This window comes from Curtobacterium sp. P97 (assembly GCF_023712445.1).
GTDB lineage: Bacteria > Actinomycetota > Actinomycetes > Actinomycetales > Microbacteriaceae > Curtobacterium.
The window spans coordinates 97,480-118,765 of sequence record NZ_JAMAYF010000012.1 but is presented as its reverse complement, the minus strand read 5'-3'; the positions used below and the strand labels follow the sequence as shown (position 1 = coordinate 118,765).

The window sequence follows — 21,286 nt, the reverse complement described above, 5'->3', positions numbered from 1 at the left end:
ATACTCGCGCTGAGCCAGAGCGCAACCCCGTTCCGTCAGGCGGAGTGTGACGCGTCGGCCCGGGAGCGCACCCGCACCGCGTCGATGTGGTGCCGCATCGCCGCCACGGCCGTGGGCGCGTCCACGGCGAGGGCATCGAGGACCGCACGGTGCTCGGCGACCGCCCGTTCGGTGTCGTCGTCCCCGCCCTCGACGATCTGCCGCATGCGGTGCACCCGCGTCGTGATGATCGCGGACATCTCCTCGAGGAAGGGGTTCCTCGTCGCGTCGAACACGAGCTGGTGGAAACGCCAGTCGGAGCGGAAGAACCGGGCCATCAGCTCCTCGGACGCACGGCGGGCGCCGACCCGGGCGACCTCGGCGGCCACGGCCTCCTGCTCGGCGAGCGCCGCAGCGAGCCGCTCCCGCAGCACGGCCACGTCCCCGCGTGCCGCGAGCTCGACCGCCCCGCTCTCGACGATGAGCCGCGCGTCGAACAGCGCCTCGAGCTGGTCGCCGGCGAGCGGCGGCGCGACGCGGTACCCCTTGTTGGCCTCGCGCGTGACCAGGCCGGTCCGCTCGAGCTGCACGAGGGCCTCGCGCACCGGGGTCGGGGAGACGCCGAGCGTCCGGGCGAGACCGTCGATCGACAGGCGCATCCCGGGCTCGACGTCGTGCCCCATGAGCACCTCGAGCACCCGGTCGTACACGCGGTCGCGCAACCCGATCTGGGTGATCCGCGCGGAGCCGAAGCCCGGCATCGTGCTCGTCATGCGGTCGATCCTAGAGAGTGCAGGGTCCCGCGACCTGCGCGTCCCGCGGCGGCGGTGGCCGGTGTGCGCCGGCGCCGGGCACCGGTGGCGATCGTCAGTACCGGGCGTCGATGCCCAGGGCGTCCCCGAGCCCGAGGCTGCGCTGGGCGACGTCGCACGGCGCGGCCGCGGGCTTCATGACGAGGGCCGACGAGGCTGCGGTGTGCCCGAGGCCGTACGCGTGCCCCCACTCGTGCGTCGCGACGCCGCGCAGGTCGTACCGGTTCCCGGAGCACGTCGCCGTCGACGACCACGCGTACCGGGTCGAGTAGCGCTGGTCCGCCTCGACCGCGATGCCGTCCTGCGACCACACGCACGTGGTCGCGAGCGTGCCCGCGGGCAGGGAGCCCCAGCCGGTGACGCTCCGACGGTCGGGGTCGCCGCAGCCCCCGGTGCTCGAGACCGCGGGGGTCCTCGCCGTCGTGCTGACCCAGGTGTTCGCGGCACTCGACGTGATCGAGCGCCCGCAGGTCCCGAGCCGTCCGCTCCACGCCGTCGCACCCGCGCGGATCGCCACGCGGTCCGCCGCCTTCGCTCCCGTCGGGTTCGACCACCACCGGACGTCCCTCGTCCAGCGGTACGCCAGGAGCGTGTAGGACCGGTCCGTGCAGCTCGAGGCCGCCGATCCGGTGCCGGTCGTGGCCGCACCCGCACCGGCGTCGTGCCCGGCGGCGACGCGGCCCTCGCGCAGTGCGAGCACCCGCCGGACGGCAGCAGTGGCGCCGGACCAGCGGCCGTCGACCGCCACGGCGATGCCTGCCGCGCCGGTGTTCGTCACCGAGGCGTCCCCGGGGTCACCACCGGTCGTCGTCGCCACCGGCAGCGCGGTCACCGTCGTGCCGGCGTCGGGCACCGCGAAGACGCGACCGTCGGGGAGCACGACCGAGCCGGACGCGACGACGCAGCCACCGGACAGCTCGGCGACCGTGATCCGGTCACCGCGGCACGACGGCGCGGCGTGCGCGGGGGCGACCCCGACGCTGGTGGTGACGACCGCGACGAGCGCGGTCCCGAGTGCGACCACGGCAGCGGTCACGGACGACGTCCGCATGGGTCCTCCAGGAGCAGGCGCACCGGCACGACCCGGTACGACGCCGATCAGTGTGCGGAGAGCGGCAGCGGAGGGGCAACCCCCAGAACGGGCAGGCCGGCGGTCACCACGGGGTCGATGGGCCGACCCGGTCGGCGTGCCGAGGCGGACCCGATCCGTGCACGGCTGCGGCCGACGGACGGAGGTGGGACGAGCCTCCAGGCCGGTCGTGGGGAGCATCGGCGCCGGAACGCGGAACGGCCCCCGGATTCCTCCGGGGGCCGTTCCTCACCTGGTGCGCGAGGGGGGACTTGAACCCCCACGCCGTTTCCAGCACACGGACCTGAACCGTGCGCGTCTACCAATTCCGCCACTCGCGCCAGCCCGGCAACACTAGCACGCGACGGAGGGTGCCCGTGACCACGCACAGACGGGCACGAGCGCCACCCACTACCATGCAGTGGTCCCTGACCGACGAACACGGAGACACATGGGCCTCTTGGACAGCTTCGAGCGAGGGTTGGAGCGCGCCGTCAACGGCACCTTCGCGAAGACCTTCCGCTCCGGCGTGCAGCCCGTCGAGATCTCCAGCGCGCTGCGGCGGGAGCTCGACACGAAGGCCGCCGTGGTCTCCCGCGAGCGGATCCTCGTCCCGAACGAGTTCACGGTGCGCCTCGCGCCGCCGGACCACACGCGGATGAACGACATCGGGCGCCCGCTCATCGACGAGCTGTCGCAGATGGTGCAGCAGCACGCGGTGGCACAGAACTACTCCTTCTCCGGACCGGTCTCGATCACGCTGCAGCAGGACGGCACGCTGTCCACCGGCATCCTGCAGGTCGACTCGTCGACGGTGCAGCGTGACGTGGCGTGGGTCGCCGTGCTCGACATCGGGTCGCAGCGCCACCGGCTGCACCGCGGCCGCACCGTGATCGGGCGCGGCACCGACGCGGACATCACCGTCGCCGACACCGGGACGAGTCGGAAGCACGTCGAGATCATCTGGGACGGCAAGCACGCGCAGGCCAACGACCTCGGGTCCACGAACGGGTCGAAGCTGAACGGCGAACGCTTCCAGCAGGCCATCGTCGAGCCGGACTCCACCATCGAGATCGGTCGTACCCGTATGGTGTTCCGGGTGATCCCGGAGAACGACGGAGGTGCGCGATGACCACGGGCCTGACCCTGCTCGTCCTGCGCTTCGCCTTCCTCGCGGTGCTGTGGCTGTTCGTGTTCGTCATCGTCTTCGCCCTGCGGAGCGACCTGTTCGGCCAACGTGTCCGCACCATCCCGACCGACCCGAAGGCCGGAGCGTCCGCACCGACGACGCCGACCGTGCCCGCCGCCGCGGCTCCTGCAGCCGCAGCGCCCGGCGCGTTCACGGAGCTGATCGGCCAACCCGCGGGCCCGACACAGCAGCAGTCCGGCTCCGCACCGCCGACCGGCGTCGCGACGCGCCTCGTCATCACCGAGGGCTCCCGCGAGGGCATGGAGATGCCCCTCGGCGGCGGTCCGATCACCATCGGACGCTCCAGCGAGTCGAACGTCGTCATCCGCGACGACTACACGTCGACCAACCACGCCCGCCTCGACCTCCGCGGCGAGGGCTGGGTCCTGTCCGACCTCGAGTCCACGAACGGCACGTTCGTCAACGGTCAGAAGGTGACCGGGCCCGTGACCATCGCGGAACGGACGCCGATCACGATCGGGACGACGACGTTCGAGCTGCGGCGGTAACCGGGACATGACGGCTCGCACGCTGAGCGCCGCTGTGTCCCACGTGGGGCGCATCCGCGCCAACAACCAGGACTCCGGCTACGCCGGCACGCACCTCTTCGCCGTCGCGGACGGCATGGGCGGCCACGCCGGCGGCGACGTCGCGTCCGCGATCGCCATCCGCCGCATCCGCGAGGTCGACCGCGAGTTCCCGTCCGCGCACGATGCCGAGTTCGCCCTGCAGTCCGCGCTCATCGCCGCGAACCAGCTCATCACCGAGACGGTGTTCGAGCACCAGGAACTCACCGGCATGGGCACCACGGTGTCCGCACTCATCCGGGTCGGCGAGCAGATCGCCATCGCGCACATCGGCGACTCCCGCATCTACCGCCTGCGCGACGGCGAGCTGCAGCAGATCACCTCCGACCACACCTTCGTGCAGCGCCTCGTCGACAGCGGTCGCATCACGCCGGAGGAAGCCGCCGTCCACCCCCGGCGCTCGGTGCTCATGCGCGTGCTCGGCGACGTCGACGCCGCCCCCGAGGTCGACACCGCCGTCATGGACATCCAGACCGGCGACCGCTGGCTGCTCTGCTCGGACGGTCTGTCGTCGTACCTGGCCGAGGAGCGGATCCGGCACGCGCTCGCGTCGACCATGGACGCGAACCAGGTGACGCAGCGCCTGGTCAAGGAGACGCTCGACCACGGTGCCCCGGACAACGTGACCGTCGTCGTGATGGACGTCACCGACACGGAACCCGAGGACGACGACGCCGCCGCCACCACGGTCGGTTCCGCCGCGGCACCCCTGACCTTCGAGGCGTCGACCGGTCGCAAGCCGATCCGCCTCCCCACGATCCTGCTCCACCCGCTCAAGGTGAGCGCCGTGCCGGAGGACTCCCACTTCGAGCCCGAGTCCGACCAGTACTTCGCCGAGCTCATCGCCGAGGACCGCCGTCGGCGCATCCGACGCCGCGTGGCCTGGTCGATCGCGCTCGTCGTCGCCGTCGCGGCCCTCGTGGGGGCGGTGTTCCTGGGCTGGCGGATCACCCAGGCGCACTACTACGTCGGCACCGACCGCGGCACGGTCGCCATCTACCAGGGCGTGCAGCAGTCGATCGGGCCGATCGCGCTGTCGGACGTCTACGAGGACACCGACATCTCGGTCACGTCGCTCCCGGACTACACGCGCGAGAACGTGCGGTCGACGATCAACGCGACCTCGCTCTCCGACGCGCGCGACATCGTGGACCGGCTGCGGAAGGCCGCCGAGACCGGCCAGGACCAGGCCGGCACGGGCGGCGATGCGGACTCGTCGCCGTCGCCCACCCCGACCCGGTCGGGGTCACCGTCGGGCAGCGCCTCGCCGTCCGGCAGCGCCTCGCCGTCCGAGAGCCCGGGGGACGGCCGATGAGCACCGCGACCGCGCAGTCCTTCACGCAGGCGATCACCATCAAGCTGCGGGAGCCGGCCCGGGCCCGGAACCTCGAGCTCGTGCTGCTCGTCATCGCGTGCGGCATCTGCGCCGGCGCGATGGTGCTCGTCCAGCTCGGCACCAAGGGCCGCATCTTCGACACCGGTGTGCTCTGGGTCGGCGGCGGGATCCTCGGCCTCGCGCTCGTCATGCACGTGGTGCTCCGCGTCGTCGCGAAGCACGCGGACCCGTTCGTGCTGCCCATCGCCCTGGTGCTCAACGGCATCGGCATCGCCGAGATCTACCGCATCGACGTGCACAACGGCCTGACCGGCTGGGACGCGATCGGCGTCAAGCAGATCGTCTGGACGATGCTCGCGATGGTCCTGGCGACGATCACCGTCGTCGCGGTCCGCAACCACCGCTTCCTGCAGCGCTACCGCTACATCTTCATGTTCGCGACGATCGCGCTGCTGCTCCTCCCGATGCTCCCCGGCATCGGGGAGAACGTCGGGGGCGCCCGCGTGTGGATCCGCATCGGCCCGTTCTCGTTCCAGCCCGGCGAGCTCGCGAAGATCACGATGGCGCTGTTCTTCGCCGGGTACCTCGTCACCGCCCGGGACTCGCTGTCGATCGTCGGCAAGAAGTTCGCCGGCATGACCTTCCCGCGCGCCCGTGACCTCGGCCCGATCCTGGTGATGTGGGCGTCGGCCATGGCCGTCCTGGTGTTCCAGCGCGACCTCGGCACGGCGCTGCTCTACTTCGGCCTGTTCCTCGTGATGATCTACGTCGCGACCGCCCGGCTCGGCTGGGTCGTCATCGGGCTCGGGCTGTTCGTCGGCGGTGCCCTCGTCGCGCAGTCGGTCCTGGTCTACGTGCGGGGTCGCTTCGAGCAGTGGCTCGACCCGTTCGACCAGGCGATCTTCGACCGACAGACCCAGGGCAGCTACCAGCTCGTCCAGGGCCTGTTCGGCTTCGCGAACGGCGGGATCACCGGTACCGGCCTCGGTCAGGGCCGTCCGTACATCACGCCCGTCGCCAACGCGGACTACATCGTCGCGTCGCTCGGCGAGGAACTCGGGCTGATCGGCGTCTTCGCGATCCTCGCCCTGTTCATCGTGCTGGCGTCGCGGGGCCTCCGCGTGGCCTTCATGGCGCAGGACGACTTCGGCAAGCTGCTCGGTGTCGGCTTCGGCTTCATCATCGCCCTGCAGGTGTTCGTCGTCGTCGGCGGCATCACCCGGATCATCCCGGTGACCGGTCTGACCACACCCTTCATGGCCGCGGGTGGCTCGTCGCTCATCGCGAACTGGATCATCGCGGCGATGCTGCTACGACTGACCGACTCGATCCCCGCAGAACAGCGCGTCCAGCAGGGCGCGGTCCCCGCCGCCCGTGGCCGTTCCGGACGCGGTGCGACGACCAGGAAGGAGCGCACCCGGTGAACCGACAGCTCCGCGGCGTCTCGACCGTCATCGTGCTCATGTTCGTCGCGCTCTTCGTGTCGACGACCTCGATCCAGTTCTTCGCCGCCGACACCCTGCGTGCCGACTCGCGGAACTCCCGCACGATCCTGGACAGCTACTCGACCAAGCGCGGCGCGATCCTGGTCGACGGCAGCCCGATCGCCGAGTCGACCCCCTCGGACGACCAGTACCAGTACCAGCGCAAGTACACGAACGGTGCGCTGTACTCCGCCGTGACCGGCTACTTCACGATCGGCCAGGGCAACACGGGCATCGAGAGCGCCGAGAACGCCGTGCTCTCCGGCAACTCCGACGCGTCGTTCTTCCAGAACCTCAACGCGATCCTCACCGGGCAGGACGTCCAGGGCGACAACGTCAACCTCACCATCGACCCGGACGTGCAGCAGGCCGCGTACGACGCACTCGGCGAGAACAGCGGTGCGGTCGTCGCGATCCAGCCCAGCACGGGCAAGATCCTGGCGATGGTGTCGAAGCCGGCGTACGACCCGAACGCCCTGACCTCGCACGACACCGCGCAGGTCAAGCAGCAGTACGACGCCCTGCTGCAGCAGACCCCGACCCCGCTGCAGAACCGGGCGATCGGCGGTGACCTGTACACGCCGGGATCGGTCTTCAAGCTCGTCGTGGCCTCCGCCGCGCTCAAGGACGGCAAGTACTCGCTCGACTCCGAGTTCCCGAACCCGTCGCGCCTGCAGCTGCCGGGCACCAGCTCGTACATCAACAACGCCGAGGGCGGCTCCTGCGGCGGCGGCGACACGGTGAAGCTCCGGACGGCGATCCAGTTCTCGTGCAACATCCCGTTCGCCGAGCTCGGCCAGAAGCTCGGGTACGACACGATCAAGTCCGTCGCGGACGAGTACGGCTTCGGTGACGCCATCGAGGTCCCGATGCGCGCCACCGCGAGCCAGTACCCCGACGTCGATTCGACCGCCCAGCTCATGCTGAGCGCGTTCGGGCAGGCCAGCGTGCGCGTCTCGCCGCTGCAGATGGCGATGGTGTCGGCCGGCATCGCGAACGGCGGCAAGGTCATGCAGCCCTCGCTCGTCGACTCGATCACCACGAGCGACCTGAAGACCGTCGAGTCGTTCTCGCCGAAGCAGTACAGCGACCCGCTGTCCGGCTCCGAGGCCGCCGACCTGACCGAGGCGATGCAGAGCGTCGTGAGCGGCGGGACCGGCACCAATGCCAAGATCGACGGAGTCGACGTCGCCGGCAAGACGGGTACGGCGGAAGGCGGTACGGGTGATCCGTACACGCTGTGGTTCACGGGGTTCGCCCCGGCGAAGAACCCGGAGGTGGCCGTTGCGGTCGTCGTCGGGAACGGCGGCGGACTCGGGCAGTCCGGCGTCGGCAACACGGTCGCGGCCCCGGTCGCGAAGAAGGTCATGGAGGCGGTGCTGAACAAATGAGACCCACCAGCGGACTCACCTTCGGTGGGCGGTACCAGCTCTCCTCGCGGGTCGCGATCGGCGGCATGGGTGAGGTGTGGCAGGCGACCGACCTCGTCATCGGCCGGACCGTCGCACTCAAGATCCTCAAGGACGAGTACCTCGGCGACCCGGGCTTCCTCGAGCGCTTCCGCGCAGAGGCGCGCCACGCTGCCCTCGTCAACCACGAGGGGATCGCCAACGTCTTCGACTACGGCGAGGAGGACGGCAGCGCCTACCTGGTGATGGAACTCGTCCCGGGCGAGGCCCTGTCCACCATGATCGAGCGGGAGCACACGCTGCCGGTCGACAAGGTGCTCGACATCGTCGCCCAGACGGCGAACGCCCTGCAGGCCGCCCACGCCGTCGGCCTGGTGCACCGTGACATCAAGCCCGGGAACCTGCTCATCACGCCCGACGGCCGTGTGAAGATCACCGACTTCGGTATCGCGCGCATCGCCGACCAGGTCCCGCTCACCGCGACGGGCCAGGTGATGGGCACCGTCCAGTACCTGTCCCCGGAACAGGCGAGCGGCCACCCGGCATCGCCGTCGACCGACATCTACTCGCTGGGCATCGTCGCGTACGAGTGCCTGGCCGGGCGTCGTCCGTTCACCGGCGAGTCCCAGGTCGCGATCGCGATGGCGCACATCAACGAGCAGCCGCCCGCGCTGCCCGGTGACGTGCCCGAGCCGGTCTCGGCACTGGTGCTGTCCTGCATCGCCAAGAAGCCGGCGGACCGTCCGGCGACCGCGGCGAACCTGGCCCGCGCGTCCCAGGCGCTGCGGCGCGGGGACGTCGCCGCAGCGACCGTCGCCGTGCCTGCAGTCGGCGGCGCGGGCACCGTCGCGTTCAACCCGCCGCAGCGTCCGGGCAACGACGCGGCGACCGCGCTCATCGGCACGCAGGCCGGAGCCGTCGCCGGCCCTCCCGGCACGCCGCGGTCACCGGCAGCGCCGGAGGACGAGGAGCCGACCAAGAAGCGCGCCTGGATCTGGTGGCTCGTCGGGGTCCTCGCGGTGCTCGTCATCGGTGGGGTCATCGCGGCCTTCGCGCTCGGCGGCTCCGACGACCCGGACCCCGCACCGACGTCGGCCTCGGCCGCGCCGACCAGGTCGACGCCGACACCGACACCGACCACGGCACGGGTGTTCCTGAACAAGAGCGACTACGTCGGCCGCAGCGCCGACGAGGTCCGGAACGAGCTCCAGGGCCGCGGCTTCGAGGTCACCGTGCAGGACGGCAGCCCCGCGCCGACGGCGGAGCAGGCCGGCACCGTCGCGGACCTCACCCCGACCGGCAGCGTCGTCGAGGGCACCCTCGTCACGCTCACCCAGTACACGACGCCGCCGACGGCCAACAAGCCGAACACCCCGACCGCGGGGACGGTGTCCGAGTCCGGCCAGGTCACCTTCAGCTGGTCGGGCGCGACGTGCCCCGACGGCTACGACGTGTCGAAGTACACGTGGACGGTCACGGGCGGCAAGGACGCCTCGGGAGCCACCTCCGGGGACACCAGCTCGACGGCCGTCACCATCCAGGCGGACGCCGTGAACGACGAGGTGTCCTTCACCTACACGGTCACGTGCGGCTCGCTCGCTGCCTCCGAGTCCTCGGACGCCGCGACGGCGACGTGGGAACAGGCCGAGGACCCGACGCCCTCGGGCACCCCGACCCCGACCCCGACGGGCCCGCAGGACGCCAACTGATCGTCACCCGAACGGGGGCTGTCGACACCGTTGTGTAACGGTTCGTCGGCAGCCCCCGTCGTCAGCGTTCGGGCAGGAACCCCTGCCGTACACTTGCCCGGACGAACATTCGGAGGAGTACGTGCCAGAAGGTGTGACCGCGGGGATCACGCTCCTCGCCGACCGCTACGAGATCGGTGACGTCATCGGTCGTGGGGGCATGGCGACGGTGCACGTGGGCACCGACACGCGACTCGGTCGCAAGGTGGCGGTGAAGCTCCTCAAGCCGAGCCTCGCCACGGACCCGACCTTCCGGATCCGCTTCCGGCAGGAGGCCCAGGCGGCGGCCCGCATGGCGCACCCGACGATCGTGCGCGTCTACGACGCGGGCGAGGAGACGGTCACCGAGCCCTCCGGCGCCCAGGTCCAGGTGCCCTACATCGTCATGGAGCACGTCGACGGTCGCGCACTCTCCGACGTGCTCGACGACGGCCCGCTCGACCCGGCCGAGGCGGTCCGCATCACCGAGGGGATCCTCACCGCCCTCGAGTACTCGCACCGCGCCGGCGTGGTGCACCGCGACATCAAGCCCGCGAACGTCATGGTGACGCACAGCGGCCAGGTCAAGGTGATGGACTTCGGCATCGCCCGTGCCATCACCGACACGTCCGCGACGGTCGCGCAGACGACCTCGATCCTCGGGACGGCCTCGTACTTCTCGCCGGAGCAGGCCCGCGGTGAGACCGTCGACGCCCGGACCGACCTGTACTCGACCGGCGTGCTGCTCTTCGAGCTGCTCACCGGCCGCCCGCCCTTCGTCGGCGACTCCCCGGTGGCCGTGGCCTACCAGCACGTGAGCGAGCAGCCGGTCGCGCCCTCCACGCTCGTGCCCGAGGTGTCCCCGGCGCTCGACGCGGTGACGCTGCACGCCCTGGTGAAGGACCGCACCCGTCGGTTCCAGACCGCCGCGGACTTCCGGACCGACCTGCAGCAGGCCGCCGCCGGCAAGGTCCCGGTGTCCACGCGCACGCTCCAGCAGAACGCGGCACACGACGCGTCCACGATGCTCTTCGGCGTGAACCCCCGCACGACCTCGAACCCTGCCGTGGCGTTCCGCGAGCTCGACGACGACGCCGCTGACCACCGACCCCAGCGCACGCAGAACCGCCCTCCGGTCGCCTGGATCTGGCTCGGCATCATCCTCACCGCCGCCGTCATCGCGGGCGTGGTGTTCTTCGTCGCGAACCTGCAGCCCGGCAAGGCACCGGTGTCGTCGTCGGTGTCCGTACCGAACGTCGTCGGCGCCACGTGGGACTCGGCGCGGACCGAACTCGAGAAGCGAGACCTCAGCGCCGTCGAGGTCGGCGAGAACTCCGACGACGTCGCCAAGGACACGGTCATCCGCACCGAGCCCGGGGAGGGCACGAACGTCGCCCGCAAGCAGAGCATCCGCGTCGTCGTCTCCCTGGGACCGGAGCAGGTCGCCGTCCCGGACGTCGCCAACCAGACGCAGGACGCGGCGGAACAGGCCCTGAAGGACGCCGGGTTCGCGGTCGGAGCGATCAACAGCGACTACTCGAGCGACGTGCCCGAGGGCACCGTGATGAGCAGCGACCCGGGCAGCAGCACGCAGCTGACGAAGGGTTCCGTCGTCAACCTGACGGTCTCCAACGGCAAGGTGCAGATGCCGGACGTCACGCAGCAGCCGATCAGCGCCGCCAACGAGGCACTCGCGAACCTCGGGCTGAAGGTCGTGGCGTCCCCGACGTACACCTGCACGGGCAGCACCGTGGTGCAGCAGAGCGTGCCGCAGGGCGACGTCGCGCAGGGCAGCACCATCACGCTGACGTACTGCGCAGCCTCGGCACAGCGGCCGTCGCAGGCGCCGTCCGTCCCCGACCGGGGTGGCGACGACAGCGGCAGCGACGGTGGCGGCGGCAGCGGGACCGTCCAGGGCGGCGGCGCCGGACAGTAGTCCGTCCGTCACGTCGGCTGCGGCGGGCGTCCGTCCGTCGGCCTGGAGGCACGCGGCAGCATCCCCGCGGACGTCGCCTGCGCCGGTGGTCACCGGACGCGTCGGCGGTCGTACCGCTCCGGCGTCAGGACCGGTGTTCGGCGATCAGCGGGTTGAGCGCTGCGGCCCGCTCGGCAGCACCGGTCAGACCGGTGGTCTCGAGCCAGTTGCCGACCATCCGGTACCCGCCCTCGGTGAGGACGGACTCCGGGTGGAACTGCACGCCGTACACCGGGTGGTCACGATGCTGCACGCCCATGATCACCCCACCTGCGGTCCGCGCCGTGACGGTGAGCTCGTCGGGCACCGTCCCGTCGACGATCGCGAGCGAGTGGTACCGCGTGGCGGTGAACGGGTGCGGGACACCGGCGAAGAGCACGCTGTCGTCGTGGTCGACCTGCGAGGTCTTCCCGTGCATGAGTTCCTCGGCGTGGGTCACCGTGGCGCCCATGGCTTCAGCGATCGCCTGGTGCCCGAGGCACACGCCGAGCAGCGGGGTCTCGGCGTCGACGGCCGCACGCACGGTGGGGATCGAGACACCGGCGTCCGCGGGGGTGCCCGGCCCGGGCGAGAGCAGCACACCGTCGTAGTCGGCGATGCGCTCGGCGATCTCGTCCTCGGGGAACGCGTCGTTCCGGACGACGTCGGTGTCCGCGCCGAGCTGCTGCAGGTAGCCGTTGAGCGTGTAGACGAAGCTGTCGTAGTTGTCGACGACGAGGATCTTGGTCATGGTCGGATCACCGTACTCGTGGGGGATGTGCGCGGGCTGCTGAGGGTCTTCCCACAGACGTGGTCACGGTAGGATACCGGCCATGGCCAAGGACAAGGACCGCACCAAGCCCGCCCGGAGGACCCGAGCCGACTCGGTCGACACGGCGGGCGACCAGCCCAACCCCGTGTGGTTCAAGCCGGTCATGTTCGGCTTCATGCTCATCGGGCTGGCCTGGGTCATCGTCTTCTACATCTCGAACACGACGCTGCCCGTACCGTCGCTCGGGTCGTGGAACATCCTGATCGGCTTCGGGATCATGTTCATCGGGTTCCTCATGACCACGCGGTGGCGCTGACCGCCGCCCAGCATCTCCCGACGCCCGTCGTACCGCCCGGTACGGCGGGCGTCGTCGTTCGTCCCGGCCTGTCCCGGACTGTCCCGGCCCGGCCCGGCCCGGCCCGGCCCGGGTCCCGGCTCGCTCTCCACAAGCCCGACAGCGCCCCGACGCATCCGTCCACACCCGGGACCACGTTCTCCACAGTTGTCCACACTTTCCACACGACCATCCACACCCTCGCCCCCGAGTTGTCCACAGGCCCGTCCACAGTGGGGATAATCACACCCGTGTAACTCACCGAGTTGTCCCCAACTGTGGAGAACTCACCGCACGGCTGTGGAAAGCGGCCTCCGGAGACGCAGAACGCCCCGCCCCACACTGTGGTGGGACGGGGCGTCCTGAGCGGCGGCGGACTCGTCAGCCGATCGCGTAGCCACCGATGCTGATGTACGCGGCGCCGATCCCGGCCACGAGCAGGACCGCTTCGGCGACGAGGAGCCCGATCTGCAGGCCACGCTGCCGGACGTTCCGGGTCTTCGAGAAGACGAAGCCCGTGACGAACCCGAGCACGATGCCACCGACGTGGGCCTGCCACGAGATGTTGGTCCCGGGCAGGAAGCCGACGACGAGGTTGAGCCCCATGATGACGAGCAGCTGGACGGCGTTGTAGCCGAGGCTGCGCTGGATCACGAAGAACGCCGCGAACAGCCCGAAGATCGCACCCGAGGCACCGACCACCGGCGTACCGGGGGTCAGCAGGGACACCGCGAGGTCACCGCCGAGGCCCGCCAGGAAGTACAGCGCGACGAAGCGCCACGTGCCGAGGAGGTTCTCGAGGATCCGCCCGAAGATGAACACCGCGAGCATGTTGAACCCGATGTGGAAGATCGACGAGTGGACGAACAGCCCCGTGACGAGGCGCCACGGCTGTGTCCCGACCAACGGCGTCCAGTAGCTGAGCCACTGGTTGACGACGTTGCCGGACAGCAGGTTCAGCAGCCAGATCACGACCGACACGGCGATGATCACCGTGGTCGCCTTCTGGTCCATCATCGCGAACCGACGACGGGCGACGGTCAGGCCGCCCGGGGCCCCGGAGGCACGACGGTTCGCCTGGAACTGCGCGCGCTGTTCACGCACGCACTCCGGGCAGTGCACGCCGACGGCCGCCGGCGTCTGGCACTCGGTGCAGATCGTCCGCCCGCACCGCTGGCACAGGATGAAGCTCTGCCGGTCCGGGTGCCGGTAGCAGTAGTTGTCCCGCCCCGGGGCCTGGTCGGTCACCGGGTTCAGACGTCCTCGACGTCGATGCTCTCGATGACGACGTCCTCGACGGGCTTGTCGCGACCGTCGGTCGGGACGCCCTCGATCGCGTCGACGACCGCGCGCGACTCGTCGTCGGCGACCTCACCGAAGATGGTGTGCTTGCCCTGCAGCCAGGGGGTCGCCACGGTCGTGATGAAGAACTGCGAGCCGTTCGTGCCGCGCCCGCCCTGGATGCCGGCGTTCGCCATCGCGAAGATGTACGGCTCCTGGAAGGTGAGCTCCGGGTGGATCTCGTCGTCGAAGCGGTAGCCCGGACCACCGATGCCCTGACCGAGCGGGTCGCCGCCCTGGATCATGAAGTCCTTGATGATGCGGTGGAAGACGACACCGTCGTAGAGCTTGTCGGTCGAGACCTTGCCCGTGCCGGGGTGCGTCCACTCCTGCTTGCCGGTCGCGAGGTCGACGAAGTTCTTGACGGTCTTCGGAGCGTGGTTGCCGAACAGGTTGACGCGGATGTCGCCCTTGTTCGTGTGGATCGTTGCGACAGCGGTGTGCAGAGACATGTGTCGATTCTCGCATGCACTCCTGACGGTGACACGGATCACACAGCCGACGATCCGTGACCTGTCAGGGTGCTCGGTGGCAGGATGGGGTCACGCCGATCCGATGGAGGTACCAGATGACGACGATCGAGATCCCGCGCAAGCGTCGGAAGCAGATCAAGAAGCTCAAGGGCAAGACGGCCTCGCTCCTCGGCGAGCAGCGCAAGGTCCTCGAGCACGCGAACGCGATCCTCGCCGAGGCCCGCTCGCACGCTGCTGACGCAGCCCGCAAGGACATCGCCCCCCGCGTGCAGAACGCGATCGACAACGGGATCCGTCCCGCCGTCGCGACGGGCGTGCACGCAGCGACCTCGGCCGCGCACAGCGCGTCGCACCGCTTCCAGACCGAGGTCGTCCCCGGCCTCGTGGCGACCGCTGGTTCGGTGATGAGCGTGAAGGACCTCGCGAAGGACCCGCGCGTCAAGAAGATCGTGAAGGACGCCCAGAAGAAGGGCAAGAAGGCGAAGAAGGCCGCGGCGAAGTACACGCCGGGGCAGCAGAAGAAGGGCCTCGGGTTCGGTGGGGTCGCCCTCATCGTCGTCGGTGTGGTCGCCGTTGCCGGTGCCGCGTACGCCGCCTACCAGACGCTCCGCGCCGACGACGACCTGTGGGTCGCCGACGACGCCGACACGGCGGAGAAGCCCGCCGCCTGACCTCCCGGTTCGTACGAAGGGCCCCGGCACCGCGCCGGGGCCCTTCGTCGTCCCCGGCCGTCCCGCACGCCGCAGAACCTGCCCCGGCCCCGGCCCCGTGCCACCTGCCCCGAGCCCCGAGCCCCGAACGGGAGACATACGGCCCGCTCACCGCCGAGACTCGACGAGAAGAACCCTCCCGACGCCCCGCACGCGGCACGTCCTGCCCGCTCGGCAGCCCCAGCCTCAGCCTCAGGCACAGCACCGGTCCCAGCCTCAGGCACAGGCCCGGCCTCAGCCCCAGCCACAGACTGGAGGCACGCCCTCATTCCGTCAGCCGCTGATGCGCCGTCGCGCGACATGCCGCCGTCGCTCGCACAGGTGCCACGACATGCCGCGTCGAAGCACCACTGACGGCATGTCGTGCGCCAGCGCCGGGCCGAACGCCCGCAGCGGCAGCACCTCACGCCCGAAGACGACCACCCCGAGCGGCGACACCTCACGCCCGAAGACGACCGAGGCGACCATCCCGCAGCGGCAACGCCCGGAAGAAGGCGACCATCGCGGAGCGGTGCGCCGGAGGCGCCGACGAACACGACGACCGAAACCGGCGGAGCGGGGAACGAGCGGAGCAGTATCCGCCCTGAGGGAGTGGAGCCTGGGAGAATCGAACTCCCGACATCCTGCTTGCAAAGCAGGCGCTCTACCAACTGAGCTAAGGCCCCGTGAGGACCAGCGTACTGGTCCCGGTGGGAAGTGGTGGGGCTACAAGGACTTGAACCTTGGACCTCTTCGTTATCAGCGAAGCGCTCTAACCGCCTGAGCTATAGCCCCTCAGACCAGATGAAAGCCTACCGTACCGATCTCGGAGAACGAAATCGAGAGGCGACTGCCGTCCGGCCCGGGTGTGTCAGTTGTTCGTGAAGCCCACGAGCAGGCCGCCCGTGATCCGCACACTGAGGTTGTAGAGGACGCTCACGATCGCGCCGAGCACGGTGCCGACGACCACGTTGAGGATGCCCACCACGACCGAGAACCCGAGGACCTGCCCGAGCGAGAACTGGTCCATGATCGAGTAGCTGTTCTGCCCGGTGACGTCCTTGAGCAGGGCGTCGATCTGGGTGAACACACCGGTCTGGTTGAGGATGACCCAGACCAGCGCGGTCGCGACGATGATCACGATCGAACCGGCGAGCGCGATGAGGAAGCTCAGCTTCACCATCGACCAGAAGTCGAGGTACACCAGACGCAGGCGGACCTGCCGGGTACCGCTGGGACGTTTCGCCTTCTTCTGGAGCTTCTCGGCGACACTACTCATTGTTCGACTGGTCCTCTCCGGCCTCGTCCTCGACAGGCTCGGTGTCGGCGGGGTCGGCGGGTTCGGGGGCCGCTTCGTCAGGGCTCACCGTCTCCACCGGGCCCGCAGGCTCGATCTCGGGGTCGGCGTCGTCCTGGTCATCCAGGTTCCGCTCGCTGTTCCGGGCCACCGCGATGATCCGGTCGTTCTCCGCGAACCTCGCGAAGACCACACCCATCGTGTCGCGACCCTTGGCGGGCACCTCGGACACGGCAGACCTTACCACCTTGCCCGATTGCAGCACGACGAGCACCTCGTCGTCCTCGCCGACGATGAGCGCCCCCACGAGGTCGCCCCGATCGGCGGCCAGCTTGGCCACCTTGATGCCGAGACCACCGCGGCCCTGCACCCGGTACTGGTCGACCGAGGTGCGCTTGGCGTAGCCGCCCTCGGTCATCACCCACACGTAGCCGTCGTCCGACACCACACGTGCGGCGAGCAGTGCGTCGTCGCCGCGGAAGGACATGCCCTTCACGCCGGAGGTCGACCGGCCCATCGGACGGAGGGTGTCGTTGGTCGCCGTGAAGCGGAGCGACATGCCGTGCTTCGACACGAGCAGCAGGTCGTCGGTCTCGTCGACGAGCAGCGCCTGGCGGAGCTTGTCGCCCTCGCGGAGGTTGATCGCGATGATGCCGCCGGTGCGGTTGGTGTCGTACTCGGTCAGCGCGGTCTTCTTGACCAGACCCTGCTCGGTCGCGAGCACGAGGTACTGCGCCGCCTCGTAGTCGCGGATGTCGAGCACCTGCTGGATCTGCTCGTCGGGCTGCATGGCGAGCAGGTTGGCGACGTGCTGCCCCTTGGCGTCACGGCTCGCCTCCTGCAGCTCGTACGCCTTGGCGCGGTACACGCGACCCTGGTCGGTGAGGAAGAGCAGCCAGTGGTGGGTCGTCGTGACGAAGAAGTGCTCGACGATGTCGTCCGCGCGGAGCTGCGCACCCTTGACGCCGCGACCGCCGCGGTGCTGCGACCGGTAGTTGTCGCTCCGCGTGCGCTTGACGTACCCGCCGCGGGTGATGGTGACGACCATCTCCTCTTCCGGGATGAGGTCCTCGATGGACATGTCACCGTCGTAGCCGAGCATGATCTCGCTGCGACGGTCGTCCCCGAAGCGGTCGACGATCTCGGCGAGCTCGTCGCCGATGATCGTGCGCTGCCGGGTCTCCGACGCCAGGATGTCCTGGAAGTCGGCGATCTTGCGCTCGAGTTCCTCGGCCTCGTCGTGGATCTTCTGGCGCTCGAGGGCGGCCAGGCGGCGGAGCTGCAGCTCGAGGATCGCGCGTGCCTGGATCTCGTCGACGGACAGCAGGTCCATCAGGCCGGTCCGCGCCTCCTCGACGTCGGGCGACCGACGGATGAGCGCGATGACCTCGTCGAGGGCGTCGAGCGCCGCGAGGTAGCCGCGCAGGATGTGCGCGCGCTTCTCGGCTTCGCGGAGCCGGTACTGGGTACGGCGGACGATGACGTCGATCTGGTGGTCGACCCATGCCGAGATGAAGCCGTCGAGCGACAGCGTGCGCGGCACCCCGTCGACGATGGCGAGCATGTTCGCGCCGAAGTTCTCCTGCAGCTGCGTGTGCTTGTACAGGTTGTTGAGCACGACCTTCGCCACCGCGTCGCGCTTCAGCACGATGACCAGGCGCTGACCGGTGCGGCCGGAGGTCTCGTCGCGGATGTCCGCGATGCCGGCGAGCTTGCCGTCCTTCACGCCCTCGGCGATGCGGATCGCCAGGTTGTCCGGGTTCACCTGGTACGGCAGCTCGGTGACGACCAGGCACGTGCGGCCCTGGATCTCCTCGACGTTGACGACCGCGCGCATCGTGATCGAGCCACGACCGGTGCGGTAGGCGTCCTGGATGCCCTTCGTGCCGAGGATCTGCGCGCCGGTCGGGAAGTCCGGGCCCTTGATCCGCTGCATGAGCGCGCCGAGGAGCTCCTCGCGCGTCGCGTCCGGGTGTGCGAGCGCCCACTGGGCGCCCTCGGCGACCTCGCGCAGGTTGTGCGGGGGGATGTTCGTGGCCATGCCGACCGCGATGCCCACCGATCCGTTGACGAGCAGGTTCGGGAAGCGCGCCGGCAGGATCGACGGCTCCTGCGTGCGGCCGTCGTAGTTGTCCTGGAAGTCGACGGTGTCCTCGTCGATGTCCCGGACCATCTCCATGGCGAGCGGTGCCATCTTGGTCTCGGTGTACCGCGGGGCTGCGGCGCCGTCGTTGCCCGGGGACCCGAAGTTGCCCTGGCCGAGCGCGAGCGGGTACCGGAGCGACCACGGCTGCACGAGGCGGACGAGCGCGTCGTAGATCGCGCTGTCGCCGTGCGGGTGGAACTGGCCCATGACGTCGCCGACGACGCGGGAGCACTTCGAGAACGCCCGGTCCGGCCGGTAGCCGCCGTCGAACATCGCGTAGATGACGCGGCGGTGGACCGGCTTCAGGCCGTCACGGACCTCCGGCAGCGCACGTCCGACGATGACGGACATCGCGTAGTCGAGGTACGACCGCTGCATCTCGAGCTGCAGGTCGACCTGCGAGATGCGGTCGCCGGAGACCACGATGTCGCCTACCTCGCCGTGCACGATCTCGGGCTGCTCGTCGGCGCCGTTCTCGTTGTCGTCAGCCATGTGGCTTGGTCACCTTTCTGGTGGCCCTCCGGTCGTCGGCCGGGAGGCACTGGTTCCGTCGGTCGCGCCGGGCGCGACCACAGGGGGTCGGGACTGGTCGACGCGGCTGGCACCGCGCCTCCAGACCGGTACTAGATGTCGAGGAAGCGGACGTCCTTGGCGTTCTGCTGGATGAACTGGCGTCGCGACTCGACGTCCTCACCCATCAGCGTCGCGAAGACGCTGTCGACCGCGGCGGCGTCCTCGAGCGTGACCTGCAGGAGCGTGCGGGTGTCCGGGTTCATCGTGGTGTCCCAGAGCTCCTTGTAGTCCATCTCGCCCAGACCCTTGTAGCGCTGGATCCCGTTGTCCTTCGGGATGCGCTTGCCGGCGGCCATGCCCGCCTGCATCAGGGCGTCGCGCTCCCGGTCGCTGAACACGTACTCGTGCGCCGCGTTCGACCACTTCAGGCGGTACAGCGGCGGCTGTGCGAGGTACACGTACCCACGCTCGATGAGCGGACGCATGTAGCGGAAGAGCAGCGTGAGCAGCAGCGTCGTGATGTGCTGGCCGTCGACGTCGGCATCGGCCATCAGCACGATCTTGTGGTACCGGGCCTTGTCCGGGTCGAAGTCCTCGCCGATGCCGGCGCCGAACGCCGTGATCATCGACTGGATCTCCTGGTTGGCCAGGGCGCGGTCGAGACGGGCCTTCTCGACGTTGAGGATCTTGCCGCGCAGCGGCAGGATCGCCTGGGTCATGGGGTTGCGACCCTGCACGGCGGAACCACCGGCGGAGTCGCCCTCGACCATGAAGATCTCCGACAGCGTCGGGTCCTTCGACTGGCAGTCCTTGAGCTTGCCGGGCATGCCGCCCGACTCGAGCAGCCCCTTGCGCCGGGTGGTCTCGCGGGCCTTGCGGGCGGCGAGCCGGGCCTGCGACGCCTGGATCGCCTTCCGCACGACGTCGCGCGCCTGGGACGGGTTGCTCTCGAACCAGTGGGTGAGCTCGGTGCCGACGACGCGCTGCACGAACGACTTCGCCTCGGTGTTGCCGAGCTTGGTCTTCGTCTGGCCCTCGAACTGCGGCTCGCCGAGCTTCACGGAGATGACGGCTGTCAGCCCTTCGCGGATGTCGTCACCCGTGAGGTTGTCGTCCTTCTCCTTGATGATCTTGGTCTCGCGGGCGTACCGGTTGACCAGGCTCGTCAGGGCCGCACGGAAGCCCTCTTCGTGAGTGCCGCCCTCGTGCGTGTTGATCGTGTTCGCGAAGGTGTGGACGCTCTCCTGGTAGGAGGTGTTCCACTGCATGGCGATCTCGAGCGCGATCTTGCGCTCGGTGTCCTCGGCCTCGATCGCGATGACGTCGGGGTGGACGAGGTCGGCCTTCTTCTGCGCGTTGAGGTACTCGACGTAGTCGGGCAGCCCGCGCTCGTAGCGGAAGGAGTCACGGCGCGACTCCTCGCCCTCGTCCGGGGTGCGCTCGTCGGTGAGGTTGATGCGGAGGCCCTTGTTGAGGAAGGCCATCTGCTGGAAGCGCGTGCGCAGCGTCTCGTAGTCGAACTCGACGGTCTCGAAGATGTCGGCGTTCGGCCAGAACGTGATCGTGGTGCCGGTCACGTCGGTCTCCTCGTCCTTCGAGACGGGGGCGACCGGGACGCCGTCGGTGTAGCTCTGGCGCCAGACGTGGCCCTGGCGGCGGACCTCGACGTCGAGCTCGGAGCTCAGGGCGTTCACGACGGAGGAGCCCACGCCGTGCAGACCACCGGACACCGCGTACCCGCCGCCACCGAACTTGCCGCCGGCGTGCAGGACGGTGAGGACGACCTGGAGCGTCGAGACGCCCTCGGCCGCGTGGGTGTCGACCGGGATGCCACGGCCGTTGTCGACCACGCGGACGCCGCCGTCCTCGCGGATGGTGACGTCGATCGTGTCGCAGTAGCCGGCCAGTGCTTCGTCGACGGAGTTGTCGACGATCTCCTGCACCAGGTGGTGGAGACCGCGCGGACCCGTCGAGCCGATGTACATGCCCGGGCGCTTGCGGACCGCCTCGAGCCCCTCCAGCACCTGAATCTGGTCTGCGCCGTACGATGGTTCCGTCGGTGGAGCCTGCTCGGTCTCGTCCTGCGGGATCGTCCGGTCGTCGTCAGATTCTGATGCCATGTCGGGATTGCTCCTGCCTGCGCGCGGAACGCCCGCACACTGCACTCGCCAGTCT

The 21,286-nt window shown here is 69.7% G+C and carries 18 protein-coding genes and 3 tRNA genes; 9 read left to right on the top strand and 12 right to left on the bottom strand.

Annotated elements, in window-relative coordinates:
• Nucleotides 1-35: 35 nt before the first annotated feature.
• The 3 genes from M3677_RS13795 to M3677_RS13785 all read right to left on the bottom strand — a co-directional run bounded on the left by M3677_RS13795 (nt 36) and on the right by M3677_RS13785 (nt 2,201).
• Nucleotides 36-752: a GntR family transcriptional regulator gene (locus M3677_RS13795; protein WP_209684753.1), complete on the bottom strand. Its 717-nt coding sequence runs from the start codon at nt 750-752 to the stop codon at nt 36-38.
• A 94-nt stretch (nt 753-846) separates the two neighbouring features.
• Nucleotides 847-1,842 (bottom strand): matrixin family metalloprotease, encoded by a 996-nt coding sequence (locus tag M3677_RS13790; RefSeq protein ID WP_251160823.1) that lies wholly within the window; start codon nt 1,840-1,842, stop codon nt 847-849.
• Between the two features lie 272 nt (nt 1,843-2,114).
• Nucleotides 2,115-2,201: transfer RNA gene (locus M3677_RS13785), tRNA-Leu, on the bottom strand.
• A gap of 110 nt (nt 2,202-2,311) precedes the next feature.
• Between M3677_RS13785 and M3677_RS13780 the strand changes: the two genes are divergently transcribed.
• From M3677_RS13780 to pknB, 7 genes are all read left to right on the top strand, one after another.
• Nucleotides 2,312-2,992, top strand: a complete 681-nt coding sequence (locus M3677_RS13780) for a DUF3662 and FHA domain-containing protein (protein ID WP_066651163.1) — start codon at nt 2,312-2,314, stop codon at nt 2,990-2,992.
• A complete protein-coding gene (locus M3677_RS13775) occupies nt 2,989-3,558 on the top strand; it encodes an FHA domain-containing protein (RefSeq protein WP_251154391.1) in 570 nt (189 codons plus the stop codon). The genes M3677_RS13780 and M3677_RS13775 overlap by 4 nt, the downstream gene beginning before the upstream one ends.
• A 7-nt stretch (nt 3,559-3,565) precedes the next feature.
• Nucleotides 3,566-4,951, top strand: coding sequence for a Stp1/IreP family PP2C-type Ser/Thr phosphatase (locus M3677_RS13770; protein ID WP_066651160.1), 1,386 nt, complete (start codon nt 3,566-3,568; stop codon nt 4,949-4,951).
• The gene (locus M3677_RS13765) at nt 4,948-6,396 is read left to right on the top strand and encodes an FtsW/RodA/SpoVE family cell cycle protein (RefSeq protein WP_251154392.1); all 1,449 of its coding nucleotides are present in this window, start codon (nt 4,948-4,950) and stop codon (nt 6,394-6,396) included. Before M3677_RS13770 ends, M3677_RS13765 begins: the two co-directional genes overlap by 4 nt.
• Nucleotides 6,393-7,847 carry a penicillin-binding protein 2 gene (locus M3677_RS13760; protein ID WP_066651145.1) on the top strand — a complete coding sequence of 485 codons (1,455 nt, stop codon included), beginning with the start codon at nt 6,393-6,395 and terminating at the stop codon, nt 7,845-7,847. The genes M3677_RS13765 and M3677_RS13760 overlap by 4 nt, the downstream gene beginning before the upstream one ends.
• The gene (locus tag M3677_RS13755; protein ID WP_066651142.1) at nt 7,844-9,574 is read left to right on the top strand and encodes a protein kinase; all 1,731 of its coding nucleotides are present in this window, start codon (nt 7,844-7,846) and stop codon (nt 9,572-9,574) included. The genes M3677_RS13760 and M3677_RS13755 overlap by 4 nt, the downstream gene beginning before the upstream one ends.
• A gap of 121 nt (nt 9,575-9,695) precedes the next feature.
• Nucleotides 9,696-11,528: a Stk1 family PASTA domain-containing Ser/Thr kinase gene (gene pknB, locus M3677_RS13750; RefSeq protein WP_307810413.1), complete on the top strand. Its 1,833-nt coding sequence runs from the start codon at nt 9,696-9,698 to the stop codon at nt 11,526-11,528.
• Nucleotides 11,529-11,652: 124 nt separating this feature from the next.
• On the opposite strand, the gene M3677_RS13745 is transcribed toward pknB, so the two are convergent.
• Nucleotides 11,653-12,297, bottom strand: a complete 645-nt coding sequence (locus M3677_RS13745; protein ID WP_066651138.1) for an aminodeoxychorismate/anthranilate synthase component II — start codon at nt 12,295-12,297, stop codon at nt 11,653-11,655.
• Nucleotides 12,298-12,379: 82 nt separating this feature from the next.
• Between M3677_RS13745 and M3677_RS13740 the strand changes: the two genes are divergently transcribed.
• Nucleotides 12,380-12,634, top strand: coding sequence for a cell division protein CrgA (locus tag M3677_RS13740; protein WP_022907010.1), 255 nt, complete (start codon nt 12,380-12,382; stop codon nt 12,632-12,634).
• A gap of 399 nt (nt 12,635-13,033) precedes the next feature.
• Here the strand turns inward: M3677_RS13740 and M3677_RS13735 are convergent, their stop codons facing one another.
• Nucleotides 13,034-13,900 (bottom strand): rhomboid family intramembrane serine protease, encoded by an 867-nt coding sequence (locus tag M3677_RS13735; protein ID WP_251160822.1) that lies wholly within the window; start codon nt 13,898-13,900, stop codon nt 13,034-13,036.
• A gap of 5 nt (nt 13,901-13,905) precedes the next feature.
• Nucleotides 13,906-14,445, bottom strand: coding sequence for a peptidylprolyl isomerase (locus M3677_RS13730; RefSeq protein WP_066651135.1), 540 nt, complete (start codon nt 14,443-14,445; stop codon nt 13,906-13,908).
• Nucleotides 14,446-14,561: 116 nt separating this feature from the next.
• Between M3677_RS13730 and M3677_RS13725 the strand changes: the two genes are divergently transcribed.
• The gene (locus M3677_RS13725) at nt 14,562-15,137 is read left to right on the top strand and encodes a hypothetical protein (RefSeq protein WP_066651134.1); all 576 of its coding nucleotides are present in this window, start codon (nt 14,562-14,564) and stop codon (nt 15,135-15,137) included.
• Between the two features lie 312 nt (nt 15,138-15,449).
• Here the strand turns inward: M3677_RS13725 and M3677_RS13720 are convergent, their stop codons facing one another.
• The 6 genes from M3677_RS13720 to gyrB all read right to left on the bottom strand — a co-directional run bounded on the left by M3677_RS13720 (nt 15,450) and on the right by gyrB (nt 21,231).
• Nucleotides 15,450-15,644 carry a hypothetical protein gene (locus tag M3677_RS13720; protein WP_251160821.1) on the bottom strand — a complete coding sequence of 65 codons (195 nt, stop codon included), beginning with the start codon at nt 15,642-15,644 and terminating at the stop codon, nt 15,450-15,452.
• A 124-nt stretch (nt 15,645-15,768) separates the two neighbouring features.
• Nucleotides 15,769-15,841, bottom strand: a tRNA-Ala gene (locus M3677_RS13715).
• A gap of 32 nt (nt 15,842-15,873) precedes the next feature.
• A tRNA-Ile gene (locus tag M3677_RS13710) sits at nt 15,874-15,950 on the bottom strand.
• Nucleotides 15,951-16,026: 76 nt separating this feature from the next.
• Nucleotides 16,027-16,434, bottom strand: a complete 408-nt coding sequence (locus M3677_RS13705) for a DUF3566 domain-containing protein (protein ID WP_066651132.1) — start codon at nt 16,432-16,434, stop codon at nt 16,027-16,029.
• Nucleotides 16,427-19,090 (bottom strand): DNA gyrase subunit A, encoded by a 2,664-nt coding sequence (gene gyrA / locus M3677_RS13700; protein WP_066651131.1) that lies wholly within the window; start codon nt 19,088-19,090, stop codon nt 16,427-16,429. Before gyrA ends, M3677_RS13705 begins: the two co-directional genes overlap by 8 nt.
• Nucleotides 19,091-19,221: 131 nt before the next feature.
• The gene (gene gyrB / locus M3677_RS13695) at nt 19,222-21,231 is read right to left on the bottom strand and encodes a DNA topoisomerase (ATP-hydrolyzing) subunit B (RefSeq protein WP_251160820.1); all 2,010 of its coding nucleotides are present in this window, start codon (nt 21,229-21,231) and stop codon (nt 19,222-19,224) included.
• Between the last annotated feature and the right edge of the window lie 55 nt (nt 21,232-21,286).